This is a genomic window from Mycolicibacterium sp. P4_G11 (assembly GCF_056555145.1).
Window position 1 is genome coordinate 117330 of the sequence record NZ_JBFUJW010000004.1, and the last position, 15798, is coordinate 133127.

The following is a 15798-nucleotide window of genomic DNA, read 5'->3' on the forward strand; positions in this document are numbered from 1 at the left end:
ATGATGGCGATCGCGCAGATAGTGCCTGGTAGGCCGGGTGAACCAGACGTCAATAGATCTCGTGACCACGGTGAGCGACTGTTGACACACCTAAGTTATCGTCGTTAACTTAGCGGTGTTTCGTGAAGGGGAATCCATGCTGAACCGCATTGCGCTGCTGGCCATCGCCGCGCCGAGGAGAATTCTGGCGCTGGCAGGGCTGGTCCTGATCGCTGCGGCAATCTTCGGCGTCCCAGTGGTCAAGACCTTGCCCGCGGGCGGTTTCCAAGACCCCAAGGCCGAGTCCTCACAAGCCAGTCGGCTACTGGCCACCAAGTTCCACCAGGGCGACATGCCCATGTTGGTTACCGTCACCGCGCCCGACGGGGTGCACGGGCCGGCGGCCTCCTCGGCAGCCCGCGACATCGTCGACCACCTCAAGGCCTCGCCCCATGTCGCTTACGTGTCCTCGGCCTGGACGGTGCCCCCGGCTGCGGCCGGGGAGCTGATCAGTAAAGACGGGAAGTCCGGGCTGATCGTGGCCGGGATGAACGGCGGCGAGAACAACGCGCAGAAATACGCCCAGGAACTCGCCGATCAGGTGGTGCACGACCGGCCGGGCGTCACCGTCAAGGCCGGCGGTGGAGCCATGGTCTACTCCCAGATCAACACCCAGACCGAGCACGACCTGCTCGTCATGGAATCCATCGCGATACCGCTCAGCTTCCTGGTGCTGGTGTGGGTGTTCGGCGGACTGGTCGCCGCCGCGCTCCCCATCCTGGTCGGCGGGCTGGCGATGACCGGCACGCTCGCGGTGCTGCGGACCATCACGTTCTTCGCCGACGTATCCGTGTTCGCGCTGAATGTGGCCACGGCCCTCGGGCTGGCCCTCGCCATCGACTACACGCTGTTGATCATCAGCCGCTATCGCGATGAGGTGGCCGAGGGGCAGCCCCGGGACCAGGCGTTGATCCGCACGATGGTCACCGCGGGCCGCACCGTGTTGTTCTCAGCGACGACGGTCGGTCTGTCGATGGCAGCGATGCTGATGTTCCCGATGTACTTCCTCACGTCCATCGCCTACGCCGGCATCGCGACGGTCGCGTTCGCCGCCGCGGCCGCGGTGATCGTCACCCCGGCCGCCATCTGGCTGCTCGGCGACCGGCTCGACGCCCTCAGCCTGCCGCATCTGTTCCGGCGCAACACCACACCCAAGCCGGTGCAGGAGATGTTCTGGTACCGCGCCGCGAAGGCGGTGATGCGCCGCTCGGTCTCCGCCGGTCTGGCCGTCGTCGCGCTGCTGTTGGTCCTGGGCGCACCCTTCCTCAGCGCGAAATGGGGTTTCCCCGATGAGCGGGTGCTGCCGACCACGGCGTCCGCGCATCAGGTGGGGGACCAGCTGCGCAACGACTTCGCCAACAACTCGGCCACCGACATCACGGCCGTCATTCCCGACGCCGCCGGACTGGCTCCGGCAGCCTTCGATTCCTACGCCGCCGACCTCTCGCGCGTCCCCGCCGTCACCGAAGTGACGGCGCCGACCGGAACATTCGTCGGCGGACGGAAGGTGGGGCCGGCCGGTCCCGGTGCCGCGATCGTCGACGGCAGCGCCTTCCTGACCATCGGCAGCAGCGCTCCGCTGTTCTCGGACGCGTCGCAGGCGCAACTTGACGCGGTGCACGCGGTCAAGGGACCGGACGGGCGCACCGTGCAGCTCGCCGGCGTGGCGCAAATCAGCCACGACAGCGTGCAGGCTGTCACCGACCGGCTGCCGTGGGTGCTGGCCGCCATCGCCGTCATCACGCTCGGGCTGCTGTTCCTGCTCACCGGCAGCGTGGTGCTTCCGGTGAAAGCCGTTGTGCTCAATGTTCTTTCGCTCACCGCGGCGTTCGGCGCACTGGTCTGGATCTTCCAGGACGGCCATCTGGGCGCGCTCGGCACCACGGCCACCGGGACGTTGGCATCCAACATGCCGGTGCTGCTGTTCTGCATCGCGTTCGGACTGTCGATGGACTACGAAGTGTTCCTCGTCGCGCGCATCCGGGAGTTCTGGCTGGTCGAACGGGACAACGACGAGAGCGTCGCGCTCGGGCTGGCCCACACCGGCCGGGTGATCACCGCCGCGGCCCTGGTGATGTCGATATCGTTCGGCGCGCTGATCGCCGCGGAGGTGTCGTTCATGCGGATGTTCGGCCTCGGGCTGACCATCGCCGTCCTGGTGGACGCCACCCTGGTCCGGACCGTGCTGGTGCCGGCCTTCATGCACCTGATGGGACGGTGGAACTGGTGGGCGCCGGCGCCGCTGGCCCGGCTGCACAAACGCATCGGTATCAGTGAGTCCGGTGCGGCCGAGCCGCCCGTGCCATCGGCGTGCGGAGCGCAATGACCGAGACCAAGCGGCGTCGCGCCCCGCGCGGGTCGGGGGATCAGCTGCGCGACGAAATCCTCGACGCGGCAACCGAATTGCTCCTGGAATCCAACCAGGAGAAGGCGGTGTCCATCCGGTCGGTCTCACAGCGGGTGGGCATCACCCCGCCGTCGATCTACCTGCATTTCGCCGACAAGGACGCCTTGTTGGACGCGGTCTGCGGCCGGTACTTCGAGCGGCTCGACGACGTCATGCAGCGGGTGGCCGCCGAGCAACCGACGACGATCGACCGGTTGCGCGCACAGGGACTGGCGTACGTCCGCTTCGCCCGGCAGAACCCCGAGCTCTACCGGATCGCCATGATGTCCGAAGGGCATCCGGGCAGCAACGTGGACGAGGCCCTCAATACCGCGGCCTTCGTGCACATGCGGGATTCGGTGCAGGCCCTGATGGACGAGGGCAGTTATCCGCGTGGAGATGTGACGGTGACGGCGCTCGGATTGTGGACGGTGGCACACGGTCTGGCAGCACAGTTCATCTCGCGGCCGTATCTGCCGTTCGGCGATCTTGAGGACTTCGCAGACCAGGTGCTCAGCGCCGCGTGCCTCGGTGGCATGGTGAGAGGACTGGGCGGGCCGGATACGGCGCCGCAGCAGCTGGTCGAGCGACTGAAAGGTTCCTGACGATGACCGAGACCTCGGTGGACAACCCGTTCTTCGCCCGCATGTGGATCGCGATGTCGTCGCGCGAGCGCAAGTTCATGAAGAAGCTGCGTCAGGAGAATCTGGCCGGACTGACCGGGCGGGTGCTGGAGATCGGCGCCGGCACCGGGACCAACTTCGCCTTCTACCCGGACACCGTGACCGAGGTGGTGGCCGTCGAACCGGAGGTCCGGCTGGCGCCGCTGGCCCGGGAAGCGGCGCTGACCGCACCCGTTCCGGTGACGGTCCGCACCGAGACCGTCGAGAACTTCGACAGCGACGACCTTTTCGACGCGGTCGTGTGCTCCCTGGTGCTGTGTTCGGTCGACGAACCGGAAAGCGTGCTGCGGCAGATGTATTCACGACTCAAGCCGGGCGGTGAACTGCGCTACTTCGAGCACGTCGCCAGCGACGGGGTGCGGGGCCGGGTGCAGACCTTCCTGGATTCGACGTTCTGGCCAAAGATTTCGGGCAACTGTCACGCACACCGGGAAACTGAGCAGAGCATCGTCGGCGCGGGATTCCAGGTCGCCGATGCCCGCCGCGTGCTGATGCTGCCGGGCTGGGTACCGCTGTCGGAGGCGGCGTTGGGACGCGCCGTCAGGCCTGCTTGATCGTCGACAGCAGTTCGGGCAACCGCTGCAACAGGGTGGGTAGCGCGGTGGCCGCGGTCTCCCGCAGGGACACCGTGGCCTGATCGGAGAACGGCGTCGGCTTCGGGTTGACCTCGATCACCGGAATACCCTGCTGCACGGCCGCTTCCGGCAGAGATGCCGCCGGGTACACCACCGACGACGTACCGACGGTGATCACCAGGTCGGCAGTGCTGACCGCCGCGACGGAGTTGTTCCACGCATCGGAGGGCAGGTTCTCGCCGAACCACACCACGTTGGGCCGCACCAGACCCCCGCAGTAGCACTCCGGTGGCTCGACGGTGATCGCAGGCTCGGGCATGTCTGGCAGCGTGCCTTCGAAGTTGGCTTTGCAACTATCGCAATGGAATTGGAACAAGCTGCCGTGCAGATGGTGGACCCGCGTGCTACCGGCCCGCTCGTGCAGGTTGTCGATGTTCTGGGTGACGATGTCGACCTCGGTGTAGTCCTGCCACGCGGCCACCGCACGGTGCCCATCGTTGGGGGACACGTTGCCCATCATGTGGTGGCGCCACAGGTACCAGGCGAACACTCGCTCGGGGTGGCGGCGCCAGGCATCTGAACTGGAGATCTCATACGGGTCGGTGTTCGCCCATAGGCCGGTCTCGGCGTCCCGGAAGGTCGGTACGCCACTGTCGGCGGACATCCCCGCACCGCTGAACACCGTCACCCGCATCAGACCACGTTATCGGGTTTGGGGTGATCTGGGCCACTCGCGGGCGGGGACGTTGGGCGCCGGCGTCGTCGGTCATACTCGGCGGATGACCGATTTCGGGGAGTGGGTGCGCCTCGATCCGCACGCGGGGCCGTTGTTCGACCAGTTGCGACTGCAGATCATCGAGGCCATTCGTAGTGGGCGCCTGCCTGCCGGGACCAGGCTGCCCACGGTGCGCGACCTGGCCGGCACGTTGGGAATGGCGGCCAACACCGTCGCCAGGGCCTACCGCGAGCTCGAGACCGCCGGTGTCCTCGAAACCCGGGGGAGGTCAGGCACTTTCGTCGCTGCTGCCGACCCGGCTGCCGCGGCGATGGTGGATGCCGCGAACGCCTTCGCCGACACCGCCAGGGCGTTGGGTGTGCTGAAGGCCGACGCACTGCGGTACCTGGACGCGGCGTTCGAATAGCGCCCCGCCGCGCCCTCGAATGTGCAGTCCGAGTGCCGATTTCGCGGATCCGGCGATCTGTGTGCACCCTCGCGCGCAGGCGGACCGCCGCGGTCTCCCCATTGGTGCGCGCTGGGAGCCGTCACAATACGTGACATTGTCAGCACATGGTGACGGCTCTGGACGGCAAGTGCCATGGTGGGCCGGCGCGCCAACCGTCAACCGCGCCAATGCAACACGTCGAGCGCTACGCCGACCTCGACGCTGTTGTCGGCCAGCGGGCGCGGCAGGAGTTCGTCGGCGCGGGCCAATCTGCGCAGCAGGGTGTTGCGATGCGTGAAGAGCTTGCCGGCGGCGCGGGATACGTTGCATTGCTCGCGCACGAATATCCTTACCGCAGAACGTAATTCCGGACTGGCTGTCTCCAGGTCACCGAGGACTCGTTTGACGAACACCGCCGCGCGGTCGGCGTCCGCGGTGAGCAGCGCCACCAGCTCGATATCGGTGTACTCGGCGATCTGTTGCGGCGAGCGCAGCCGCGCCATCATCTGCTGCGTGGTGAGCGCATCGAAGTGGCTGCGTCGGAAGCCGTCCACCCCGGGACCGGTGGAACCGATCGCGATGCGGACCTCGCTGCCGGCGGCTGACGCCAGGGTGGTGACGTCGGGTGCGCCCGGTGCCCATACCCACCGCGTGGCGGTACTGGCCGACACGGTCAGCGGACGTACGCGCCCGCCTCGTCCGAATGCCTCGGCAGCCCGATCCAGTTGGGACAGATCGCCATTCGGATTGTCGGTCCAGATGACGGCGGCGGTGTGGGTGCCGCCGAGCCCGTAACCGAGTCGGCTTTCGGCGCGCTGTCGGGGGATGGGCGCGCCGTCCAGCAGGAGCGCGACCGTCTCGCGCCGCTCGGCGTGGCTGCCCCGCGTCAGCTCGTCACGCTCGAGTTCGATCTGCGCGGCGATGGCGCCCAGGGTGGTCTCGATGAACTCGCTGATGGACCGCGAGCACACGTTGAGCATCTCGTGCAGGGCTGCCGGGTCGGAGCTCAATTCGAAGGCGATATCCATCAAGCGTCGCCACGCCACGCCTTCGCCGACCCGGTACGCGTCCAAGGAGTACGAATCGACACCGCGACGGACCAGCTCCCGGGCGACGGCGATGGGCTCCGAGGTGACGTTGGCTGGTACCGGTGCGCCCGGGTCGTGCACGTTGGCCGCGCCCCAGAACAGCAGATTCGACCGGTTGCTGCGACTGATGGCCGCCGCCAGTTCCGGGTCCGACGCGATGGCGGGGTTGGCGCCCAGTACGGCCTGGTCGAGTTCGTCGAGCCACTCCGGCCGGGCGTTGACGACGACCTGTGCGCACTGCCGGATCAGCTCGCGTACCTGCGGTGACGGTCGCGTTTCGGCCATCGGGTCAGGTTATCGCGCGAGGTGCAAAATGCACCGCTAATCGCGAAAGTTGAGATGTTTTGACCTTCAGTTGAGGGGTCGGCGGCGCCAACATTGTTACCACGCCCACCACCGCCAACAGGGAGTCTGCAATGGAGCACACCGCCACCACCACCCAGGTCGACGTGCTGATCGTCGGCGCCGGAATCTCCGGCATCGGCGCCGCCTACTACCTGCAGCAGGAACACCCGGGACGGTCGTACGCCATCCTGGAGTCCCGTGGCGCGACGGGCGGGACCTGGGACCTGTTCCGGTACCCCGGCATTCGTTCCGACTCCGACCTGCACACCTTCGGCTACGAATTCAAGCCGTGGCGCGACGAGGACGCCATCGCCTCCGCCGACAAGATTCTGGGGTACCTGCGAGAGACGGTCCGCGAGAACAACATTGACCGCAACATCCGGTTCCACCATAAGGTCCTCGGCGCGGCCTGGGACAGCGACACCGCGCGCTGGCTCGTCGACGTCGAGCGCACCGACACCAACGAACTGGTGCAAATTTCGGCCAACTGGCTGTTCTGCGCCGGCGGCTACTACCGCTACGACCAGGGCTTCACCCCGCAGTTCCCCGGCCGCGACCGCTTCGCGGGGCAGATCGTGCACCCGCAGCACTGGCCCGAGGACCTCGATTACACCGGCAAGAAGGTCGTCATCATCGGCAGCGGCGCGACGGCGGTGACGCTGGTGCCGTCGATGGCCGCCACCGCCGCGCACGTCACCATGCTGCAGCGCTCGCCGACCTACATCATGCCGGTGCCGGCCAAGGATGCCTTCGCGAATGCGGCCGGTCGCCTGCTCGGCGCAGACCGCGGCTACGCGCTGGCCCGTCGCAAGAACATCGCGAAACAGCGTGCGGTGTATACCTTTTGCCAGAAGTTCCCCACCGCGGCGCGGAAGCTGATCCGCTCGATCAATGCCAAGCAGTTGCCCGCGGGATACCCGGTCGACGAGCACTTCAGCCCCGCCTACAACCCCTGGGACCAGCGGCTGTGCGCGGTTCCGGACGCGGATCTGTTCAAGGCGATCAGCGCCGGCAAGGCATCGGTCGTCACCGACCGCATCGCCACCTTCACCGAGACCGGCATCAAGCTGGAGTCCGGGCAGCACCTGGACGCGGACATCATCGTCACCGCAACGGGTTTGAACGTCCAGCTGTTCGGTGGGATGTCGCTGACTGTCGATGGTCAGGCGGTGAACCTCTCCGAGACCGTCGCCTACAAGGGCATCATGTTGTCGGGCATACCGAACTTCGCCTTTGCCTTCGGTTACACCAACTCCTCGTGGACGCTCAAGGTCGGGCTGCTGTGCGAGCACTTCTGCCGACTGCTCAGCCACATGGACGAGGGCGGCTTCGACAGCGTCCGACCGGTGTTCGACGGCGCGGGAATGGAGACCAAGCCACTGCTGGACTTCGCTGCCGGGTACGTGCAGCGAGTCGCTGACACGCTGCCGCGGCAGGGCGTCGAAGGACCATGGACCATGTCGATGAACTACAACTTCGACCGCGAGGTGCTGCGCAACGGACCGGTCGCCGACCCGAACCTGCGGTTCGCCGCCGCGGAGCGCGCAGAAGATCGGGAGCGCGTGCCGGTTTCCTGATCGGCACTCGTCGCGGACGTTTACGCTGGCGTGAGTGGAGACATCTAAGGCGAGCGAAGCGACGGGAAGTATGGAGTCGCCAGCTGTACCGCCCGAAATCCCTGGTGTCCCTTCAGCTGTAGGTGTCGAATTGCCGTCCGGGCCTGTGCCCGGACGGCCTTATTCGTTGCCACTGGATTTGCTGACCGAGCAATACGGCCCGCTGTTCTACGCCGACTTCGGTGCCAGTCGCCGGCTGTACGCCTGCTCCCTGGCGCTGGTCGATGAACTGTGCGACGAGACCCGGTTCACCAAGGCTCTGACGGACCGGTTAGCCAGGTTCCGTCCGGTGGTCGGCAACGGATTGTTCACCGCCTACCCCGGCGAGGACGGCTGGCAGGAGGCCCACGACGTCCTGATCCCAGGCTTCAGCTTCAGCGGACTGCGCAGCTATCACCCGGCGATGTTGGACATCAACCGGCAGCTGATCGAGCAGTGGGACGCGGCCGTCGGCGCCCACACCGTGGATGTCGCGGGCGACCTGGCCAAGCTCGCGATGGACACCGTCGGCCTGGCCGGGTTCGGTGCGCGGTTCGACTCCTATCAGCACGACGGACTCGCCGACATTCCCGCGAGTTTCGCGGCGACCCTGGACCAGGTGCTGGCCGGTGCCAGCGGTGACCAAGCGGTGTTCCAGACCGAGCGCGGCAAGCTGTTCAGCTTCATCGCCGACCTCATCGCCCAGCACCGCGCCGGTGAGGTGGACGTCGACGACCTGCTGGCCTTGATGCTGCAACCGGGACCCGACGGCGCCCCGATCCTCGACGACGACAGCATCCGCAACCAGATCGCCACATTCCTGGTCGCCGGGCAGGACACCACGTCGACGGTGATGCCGACCGCGCTGTACAGCATCGTCAAGAACCCGGCGGTGCTGCACCGGGCGCAGACGGAGGTCGACGCGCTCTTCGGCCCCGAGGACGACCACGTGCCGACCTTCGACGAGATCGGCAAGCTCACCTACATCCGCCAGATCATCGACGAGACGCTGCGGCTGTCCCCGCCGGTGCGGGAGTTCGATCGAATGGCGTTGGCGGACACCGTGATCGGTGGCAAGTATCCGGTGCGGCAGGGTGAAGCAGTGACGGTGCTGACGTCGTCGCTGCACCGCCAGCCCGAGTGGGGCGACAACGCCGAGATCTTCGACCCGGACCGATTCGACACCGATCGCGCCGGGCAGCGTCCGGTCAACCTGTTCAAGCCGTTCGGGACCGGCGCGCGGTCGTGTATCGGGCGCCAGTTCGCGCTCCATGAAGCGACGATGGCGATCGCGACACTGGTCCACCGCTACCGGTTCGTGGACGTCGAGCACTACACCCTGCGCACCCACAGCGACCTGCTGCGCAAGCCGGAGGGCTTCCAGCTCAAGCTCATCCGCCGCACCCCGGAGGACCGTCGGCAGGCGCCCGCGGCCGTGCTGGCGGCGCCGGTGACGCAATCCCGCGCGGCCGTGCCGTCGGGCACGAAACTGCTTGTGCTGCATGGGTCGAACCTCGGCAACTGCCGGGCGCTGGCGCAGCAACTCGGCGACGAAGCCGTCGACCTCGGCTATGAAACAACCGTCGCCGCTTTGGATTCCGCGACCGGCGCACTGCCGGACCAGGGTGCGGTGGTGATCGTCGCCGCGTCGTACAACGGGATGCCGACCGACGACGCCCGCGCGTTCGTGGACTGGCTGGACAGCGCCGCCACCCAGGCACCTGCGGTGCCGTACGCGGTTCTCGGTGTCGGAGACCGCAACTGGGCCGAGACCTATATGGCGATACCCCGGCGCATCGACGCGCGGCTCGCGGAACTCGGTGCCACACAACTCCTTCCGATGGTCGAAGCCGACACCTCGGGTGACTTCGCCGGCGTGGTCGAGGACTTCTCGGTGGCACTGTGGAATGCGCTCGGCGGCGTCTTCGGCGCCGTTGCCACGGATGAACCCGTGGCCGACGAGTCGCTCTACGATCTGCGCGCCATCGACGGGCCCGTCACCGCCGCGATCGACGCCCGCTACCAGGTGCAGCCGGCCACGGTGCTGGACAACATTCCGCTGGTGGACACCGGCTCCGAGTTCGGGCAGGACAAGCGGTTGATCCGCATCGCCCTGCCCGACGGCGTCGGCTACCAGACCGGCGACCACCTCACCGTGCTGCCCGACAACACCCCCGCGCTCGTCGACGAGGTCGGTGAACTGCTGGACCTGCGCCTCGATCGCCGCATCTCGATCAACCCACGGCGTAGCACGCGGCGGGCCATCCCGATCGACCGGGAAGTCACTGTGCGCGAACTGCTTACGCACTTCCTCGAGCTCCGCAAGCCGGCCACCCGTAGCCAGCTGCTCCGGCTCGCCGCGGCGAACCCATGCCCGCCGGAACGTGCCGCGCTGACCGCATTGGCCGACGAGCCCGAGGCGCGCGCATTGAGCGTCACCGAGTGCCTGGCGGAATTCCCGGCCACGCAGCTCAGCCGTGAAGAGCTGCTGGAACTGTTCGAACCGATGTCCCCGCGCCACTATTCGATCGCCACGTCGTCCCGGCGTCGGGTCCGGGAAGTCGAGCTGGTGGTGGGGGTGCTGGAAGGACCGGCCCGATCCGGCTCCGGCTTGTTCCGCGGCGTCTCATCCAGCTACCTCGCGGATTCCGTTCCGGGACAGCAGATCCGGATGCGCGTCGATCCGGCGCGCCAGGCCTTCCGGGCCGGCGCCGACCCGACCCGCAACGTCATCCTGGTCAGTGCCGGCACGGGCGTCGCGCCCTTCCGGGGATTCATCGGAGACCGGTTGGGTGCGCTGGAAGCGGGGGAGCCGTTCACCGCCGCCCTGTGTTTCTTCGGCGTGCGTCATCCCGACGTGGACTACCTGTTCCGGGACGAGGCCGAGGATGCCGAACGCCTTGGCATCGTCCGGATGCGGCCGGCGTTCTCCCGGGCCGGGGATGAGGTCAGGTACGTGCAGGACCGGATCGCCGCGGACGCCGACGAGGTCTGGGACATGCTCGGCAACCCGGACAACGACACCCATGTCTACGTGTGCGGTGACGGTGCCCGGATGGCGCCCGCGGTGCGCGCGGCGTTCCAGGACATCTACCGCAGCCGGACCGGCGCCGATGATGACGCGGCCCGCGCCTGGCTCACCGGCCTGGTCAACACCGACCGCTACGTCGAGGACGTCTGGGCCGGCTGACTCGTACCGCCGCGGACGGCGGTCAGCCCGCGCATGGCGTGGTAGATCACCAGCGCCGCAATGGAACCCAGCGCGATACCGGTGAACGTCAATGGTCCGGCCTGCCAGGTGAAATCGGCGATGCCGATGATGAGCGGGATGGCGGCGGTCATCTGGTTGATCGGCTGGGAGAAATCCACGTGGTTGGTCAGCCAGATCCGCACCCCGAGGATGCCGACCAGACCGTAGAGCACGATCGTCGCGCCGCCCAGCACGCCCGGCGGGATGGCGGAGATCGCGGCACCGACCTTGGGGCACAACGACAGTACGACGGCCACCACGGCGGCGACCCAGTACGCGGCGGTGGAGTAGATGCGCGTCGCGGCCATCACCCCGATGTTCTCGGCGTAGGTGGTGGTGGCAGAGCCACCGCCCGCTCCGGCCAGCACGGTGGCGACTCCGTCGGCCGCCAGCGCCCGTCCCATCAGCGGATCCAGATCGCGGCCGGTCATCTGGCCAACTGATTTCACGTGCCCGATGTTCTCGGCGATCAGCGCGATGACTGCAGGCAGGAACATCGGCAGGACCGCCAGACTGAATGACGGACCGTGGAATTCGGGCAGCCCGATCCACGGGGCGGCAGCGATGGCCGCGGTGTCGACCTCGCCGAGGGCCAGCGCCAGCAGATAGCCGATGACCACCGCGAGGAAGATGGCCAGTCGGCCGATGATGCCGCGGAAGAACGCCAGCGTCGCGACCAGCAGCACCAACGTCACCAGGCCGACCAGCGGTCCCTTCTCGAAATTGTGCTTCGCCGCCGGGGCCAGGTTGAACCCGATGAGGGCGACGATCGCGCCGGTGACCACCGGCGGCAGCGTGACATCCAGCCAGTGCGTGCCGACCAGATGCACGACCCCGCCGACGAGGATCAGCAGCACACCCACGGCGATCAAACCGCCCAGCGCGCTACCGGTTCCGTGCGCCGCGACCGCGGCGGTCACCGGCGCGATCACCGAGAAGCTGGATCCGAGATAACTCGGCAGCCGGTTTCCGGTGATCAGCAGGAACAGAATTGTGCCGACGCCGGAGAACAACAGCGTGGTGGCCGGTGGGAAGCCGGTCAGCACCGGCACCAGGAAGGTGGCGCCGAACATCGCCACCACATGCTGTGCGCCGATACCGATGGTGCGGGGCCAGCTGAGCCGTTCGTCGGGCGCGACGACAGCGGCGTCCGGTCCTACCGGCTTCCAGGAGAGCGCAACCATCCGGTCATATTGCCCGACTGGGTCCGTCTTCGCGCGGGAGTGCTAGCCGAATTCGAGCAGCGTCATGGCGGGCCGGACCGCGTCGAACAACGAGGGGAGCCGCTGCGCCGTCCACATCATGGCGTTGAGTATCGCGCTGCGGCTGGCGGGCAGTTCGACGTCGCGCACTGCGCGCACACCCGGGATGGTGTCGACCAATCGCGCGGCCTGGCTTGCCGACAGGGTGAACGGCATCGGTGGCACCCGGTAGCGCAAGGAGGTCCGCATCCCGCGTCCGACCAGTCCGGCGAACAGTGCGGGCGGTGAATCGAACATCAGCCGTCCGCCCGGGAACCGTTTGGCGCATTCGGCGATCAGCCCCAATGACTCCTCGGGCTGTAGGTACATCAGCAGGCCTTCGGCCGTGATGAAGACGCCCTCGGAGGTGTCGACCTGGTCCATCCAGCTGTAGTCCAACGCCGACTGTGCGCACACCGAAACCCGGTCCGAGGGCGGCAACAGCTTGCTGCGAACCTCGATCATCGGCGGTAGATCGACTGTCAGCCAATGGAATTGCGGATCGGGCTCAGCCGCGGAAAGTCGGTAGAAGCTGGTCTGAAAGCCTTCGGCCAGCGCCACCACGGTGGCCTTCGGGTGGTCGCGCAGATAGTCGCGGGTGGCGCGGTCGAACGCCAACGCGCGCAGCGCCATGTCGGGGCGGCTCGAATAGCCGAACTTGGCGAAATCGAAGTCGATGCGGTCCACCAGCTCGACCGCCACCGGATCGTCGATGATTCCGTCCGGTCGGCGGGCTTCGCTGGCCCGGACCTGGAGGGTCATCAGTGCCGTCTCGGATACGCCGGTCAGAGCGCTGCCGTCGATCTTCGGAGTTGAACTCACGGTTTCGAACCTACCGAAGCCAGCACTTTCTCGACGGTCCGCAGATTGCGGGTGGTGGTGGACGACTTATAGCGCTTCTTGCCCATCGTTTTGCTGATCGCACTACTCAAGGTGTCGCCGCGGGCCACCTGCCAGTACAGGACGCCGCGCCCGCGACTGATCAGTTCGTCGCCGACCGGGTCAAGCGCCGCGAGCTCGTCGAGCACGTCCGGGTCGCTGACGAACGTCACGTACGAATGATGGCCGTCGACCTCGCGCTCGAACGGGTAGTCCGCCGAGATGGACTGGAGTTCGTCCATCGGATACACCAGCACCCAGGCGTCGTACCCGAATGATTCCCGCAGTGCCGCTTCGGCTTTCGTGCGAACTCCGGCTGCTTTCGCGGAACTGGACAGCACCACGTTGCCACTCGCCAGCAGCGTCTTCACGTCGTCGAAGCCGGCCTCTCGGAAGGTGGCCGCGACGTCGGCCATCTTCAGATTGACTCCGCCGACGTTTACGCCGCGCAGAAACACCGCGTAGCGCGTCATCCGAACTCCGTCATGACGCCCAATGGTAGGCAGTTGCGCCGTACGCTGGGTGCCATGACCCGTCAGGTCTTCGAAGACAAGCTGCTAGCGCTGATCAGCGACAATTCGCTGGGCGTGCTGGCCACCATCAAACGCGACGGTCGACCGCAGTTGTCGAACGTGTCCTACTACTTCGACCCACGCGCCGTCACCATCGGGGTGTCGATCACCGAGCCCCGGGCCAAGACCCGTAATCTGCGGCGGGACGCCCGGGCATCGATCTACGTCCGATCCGACGACGGCTGGGCGTATGCGGTCGCCGAGGGGGACGCGGTGCTGAGTCCGCCGGCCGCGGCGCCTGACGACGACACCGTCGAGGGCCTGATTACCTTGTACCGCAATATTTCCGGTGAGCATCCGGACTGGGACGATTATCGGCGGGCGATGGTCGCCGACCGTCGGGTGCTGCTCACCATGCCGATAACCCACCTGTACGGGCTGCCTCCGGGCGTGCGCTGAACGCGCTACGCTGCGTGCATGGCCGAGAACTCCGACGAAGGTGCAGCATCGCCCGACGAGACCAAGCGGAAGTTTCGCGAAGCGCTCGAGCGTAAGAAGGCCGGTACCGCCGGCGCCGCCGCAAACCAGGATCGTGGGGCCAAGCAATCCAAGTCGCACGGTGCCGTCGGTGGGGGTCGCCGGGAGTTCCGCCGCAAGAGCGGCTAGCGCCTTTTCGCGAGCAGACATAAAACTGTCCCTTTTCCCACGAAAAGGGACAGTTTTATGTGTGCTCGCGGAGATCAACTAATCCCGGGCCAGCAGCCGGGCCCCGACGAGCGCCGCCAGCATCACCGAAACACATTGCAGGCCGGTGTCTTTCAGGCCCCAGCCGACTGACGCCAGGGTGGCGGCACCGGCGACGACCAGCAGGGTGCCGACGGCCGCGCTGCGCCAACCGGGTTCAGAGACCCGGCCGCCGTCCCACAGCGGCAGGGGGTTGTTCTCCAGCGGCCGCAGCAGCAGGAACAGCCCGGCGACCAGCACCGCCATGAGCGCCACCTGGTAGACGCTGAGCACCAGGAAGTGCGGCTGGCCGGGGTAGCGGGGCAGACCCGCCAGATCGAAGGCCAGGTGCATCCCGAGCAGTGCGGGCATGTGCCACAGGTAGAGCGTCATGGCGCCGGTGTTGCCGATCACCGCGAGGCGCCACACCTGCGGCCGGGCGGCCCAGCGGCTGATGGCCGGGGCGGCGGCAATGGCGAACGCGCACATCATGATTGCGTGACCGGCGAGCAGCAGCGACGGCGGCGTCATGTTCTTGATGTGCTGGGTCTCGATGCCGACCAGGCTCAGCTCGTAGGGGCCGGCCCAGACCATCGCGACGTTGACCGCCAGCATGGCCAGGCCGACTCGCAGGGCGGCTGCGGTGGTCAGCAGTCCGCGGCGGTACGCCACGCCGAACATGCCGGGGATCAGCCACACCACGAAATTCACGTAGCCCAGCGCGGACCAGGAGTGGTCGTTGATGCGGATGGCATCGACCAGCGCGACCAGGGCGTAGGTGCCGGCGACCGCAGCGACGAGCTGGCCGAGGGTGGTGATCCGCATCAGCAGCGGCACCGCGGCCAGCACCATCACGTAGGCGCCCAGGAACCACAGCAGCTGGATGCTGATGCCGGCGATGGGTTCGTAGACGTGGATCGGCAGCAGCGGCTTGAGGATCAGCAGCGCCGCGGCCCAGAACGCCAGGTAGTAGAACACCGGCCGGTACAGCCGGGTGCAGCGCTTGAGCAGCCAGCCGCCCCAGCTCATCCCGCTGCGGTACGACGCGGCCGAGGCCGCGACACCGGCGAAGAAGAACAGCGGCATGATCTGGAAAATCCAGGTCAGCGCCTGGAACACCACCGACGTGGTGAGCAGGTTGCCCCACCGGAAGACGTCGTTTTCGATGATGCTCGTCGCCATGATGGTGTGACCGGCGACGACGCCGATCAGCGAGACGATGCGGATGACGTCGATGGCGCGGTCGCGGTCGACCGGCGTGCGCTGCGCGATCTCGGCAGCGGAAGGAAAGACGCGGGTGGTCATGTCTTCGAACGTAA

Annotated in this window: 14 protein-coding genes; 8 read left to right on the plus strand and 6 right to left on the minus strand. The window is 67.2% G+C overall.

The annotated features are described in order from the left end of the window. Window positions 1-136: 136 nt before the first annotated feature. Genes AC1U2B_RS10105 through AC1U2B_RS10115 form a run of 3 tightly spaced genes read left to right on the plus strand, consistent with a single transcriptional unit; the run spans window position 137 to window position 3662 of the window. Window positions 137-2365, plus strand: a complete 2229-nt coding sequence (locus AC1U2B_RS10105; RefSeq protein ID WP_480216705.1) for an MMPL family transporter — start codon at window positions 137-139, stop codon at window positions 2363-2365. After that, a complete protein-coding gene (locus AC1U2B_RS10110; RefSeq protein WP_480216706.1) occupies window positions 2362-3030 on the plus strand; it encodes a TetR/AcrR family transcriptional regulator in 669 nt (222 codons plus the stop codon). Before AC1U2B_RS10105 ends, AC1U2B_RS10110 begins: the two co-directional genes overlap by 4 nt. 2 nt (window positions 3031-3032) lie before the next feature. Further along, window positions 3033-3662 carry a class I SAM-dependent methyltransferase gene (locus AC1U2B_RS10115; protein ID WP_043395632.1) on the plus strand — a complete coding sequence of 210 codons (630 nt, stop codon included), beginning with the start codon at window positions 3033-3035 and terminating at the stop codon, window positions 3660-3662. On the opposite strand, the gene AC1U2B_RS10120 is transcribed toward AC1U2B_RS10115, so the two are convergent. Beyond that, window positions 3649-4377 (minus strand): NAD-dependent deacylase, encoded by a 729-nt coding sequence (locus AC1U2B_RS10120; RefSeq protein WP_071288915.1) that lies wholly within the window; start codon window positions 4375-4377, stop codon window positions 3649-3651. The genes AC1U2B_RS10115 and AC1U2B_RS10120 overlap by 14 nt on opposite strands. 85 nt (window positions 4378-4462) lie before the next feature. Between AC1U2B_RS10120 and AC1U2B_RS10125 the strand changes: the two genes are divergently transcribed. Beyond that, window positions 4463-4825, plus strand: coding sequence for an Rv1152 family transcriptional regulator (locus AC1U2B_RS10125; RefSeq protein ID WP_071288916.1), 363 nt, complete (start codon window positions 4463-4465; stop codon window positions 4823-4825). Between the two features lie 197 nt (window positions 4826-5022). Here the strand turns inward: AC1U2B_RS10125 and AC1U2B_RS10130 are convergent, their stop codons facing one another. Continuing rightward, window positions 5023-6219 carry a PucR family transcriptional regulator gene (locus AC1U2B_RS10130; protein ID WP_480216707.1) on the minus strand — a complete coding sequence of 399 codons (1197 nt, stop codon included), beginning with the start codon at window positions 6217-6219 and terminating at the stop codon, window positions 5023-5025. A gap of 131 nt (window positions 6220-6350) precedes the next feature. Between AC1U2B_RS10130 and AC1U2B_RS10135 the strand changes: the two genes are divergently transcribed. Both AC1U2B_RS10135 and AC1U2B_RS10140 read left to right on the plus strand, forming a co-directional pair. Then, on the plus strand, window positions 6351-7856 hold the full coding sequence (locus tag AC1U2B_RS10135; protein ID WP_480216708.1) for a flavin-containing monooxygenase: 1506 nt from the start codon (window positions 6351-6353) through the stop codon (window positions 7854-7856). A 70-nt stretch (window positions 7857-7926) separates the two neighbouring features. After that, entirely contained in the window at window positions 7927-11064 is a 3138-nt protein-coding gene (locus AC1U2B_RS10140) for a bifunctional cytochrome P450/NADPH--P450 reductase (RefSeq protein ID WP_480216857.1), read from the plus strand. Here AC1U2B_RS10140 and AC1U2B_RS10145 read toward each other — a convergent pair. From AC1U2B_RS10145 to AC1U2B_RS10155, 3 genes are read right to left on the minus strand one after another with little or no spacing between them, the layout of a single operon-like run. Then, the gene (locus AC1U2B_RS10145) at window positions 11037-12308 is read right to left on the minus strand and encodes a uracil-xanthine permease family protein (RefSeq protein ID WP_480216709.1); all 1272 of its coding nucleotides are present in this window, start codon (window positions 12306-12308) and stop codon (window positions 11037-11039) included. The genes AC1U2B_RS10140 and AC1U2B_RS10145 overlap by 28 nt on opposite strands. Window positions 12309-12350: 42 nt before the next feature. Further along, complete coding sequence (locus tag AC1U2B_RS10150; protein ID WP_260943353.1) at window positions 12351-13127, minus strand: class I SAM-dependent methyltransferase; 777 nt, start codon at window positions 13125-13127, stop codon at window positions 12351-12353. A 56-nt stretch (window positions 13128-13183) separates the two neighbouring features. After that, window positions 13184-13717 carry a DUF1697 domain-containing protein gene (locus AC1U2B_RS10155; RefSeq protein WP_480216710.1) on the minus strand — a complete coding sequence of 178 codons (534 nt, stop codon included), beginning with the start codon at window positions 13715-13717 and terminating at the stop codon, window positions 13184-13186. Window positions 13718-13771: 54 nt separating this feature from the next. Here AC1U2B_RS10155 and AC1U2B_RS10160 point away from each other — a divergent pair, with 54 nt between their 5' ends. Together AC1U2B_RS10160 and AC1U2B_RS10165 are read left to right on the plus strand one after the other, a co-directional pair. Continuing rightward, window positions 13772-14215, plus strand: coding sequence for a PPOX class F420-dependent oxidoreductase (locus AC1U2B_RS10160; protein WP_043395606.1), 444 nt, complete (start codon window positions 13772-13774; stop codon window positions 14213-14215). Between the two features lie 18 nt (window positions 14216-14233). Then, a complete protein-coding gene (locus AC1U2B_RS10165; protein ID WP_043395603.1) occupies window positions 14234-14422 on the plus strand; it encodes a DUF5302 domain-containing protein in 189 nt (62 codons plus the stop codon). 78 nt (window positions 14423-14500) lie between these two features. Here AC1U2B_RS10165 and AC1U2B_RS10170 read toward each other — a convergent pair whose 3' ends face one another. After that, complete coding sequence (locus tag AC1U2B_RS10170) at window positions 14501-15784, minus strand: acyltransferase family protein (protein ID WP_480216711.1); 1284 nt, start codon at window positions 15782-15784, stop codon at window positions 14501-14503. Window positions 15785-15798: the final 14 nt, after the last annotated feature.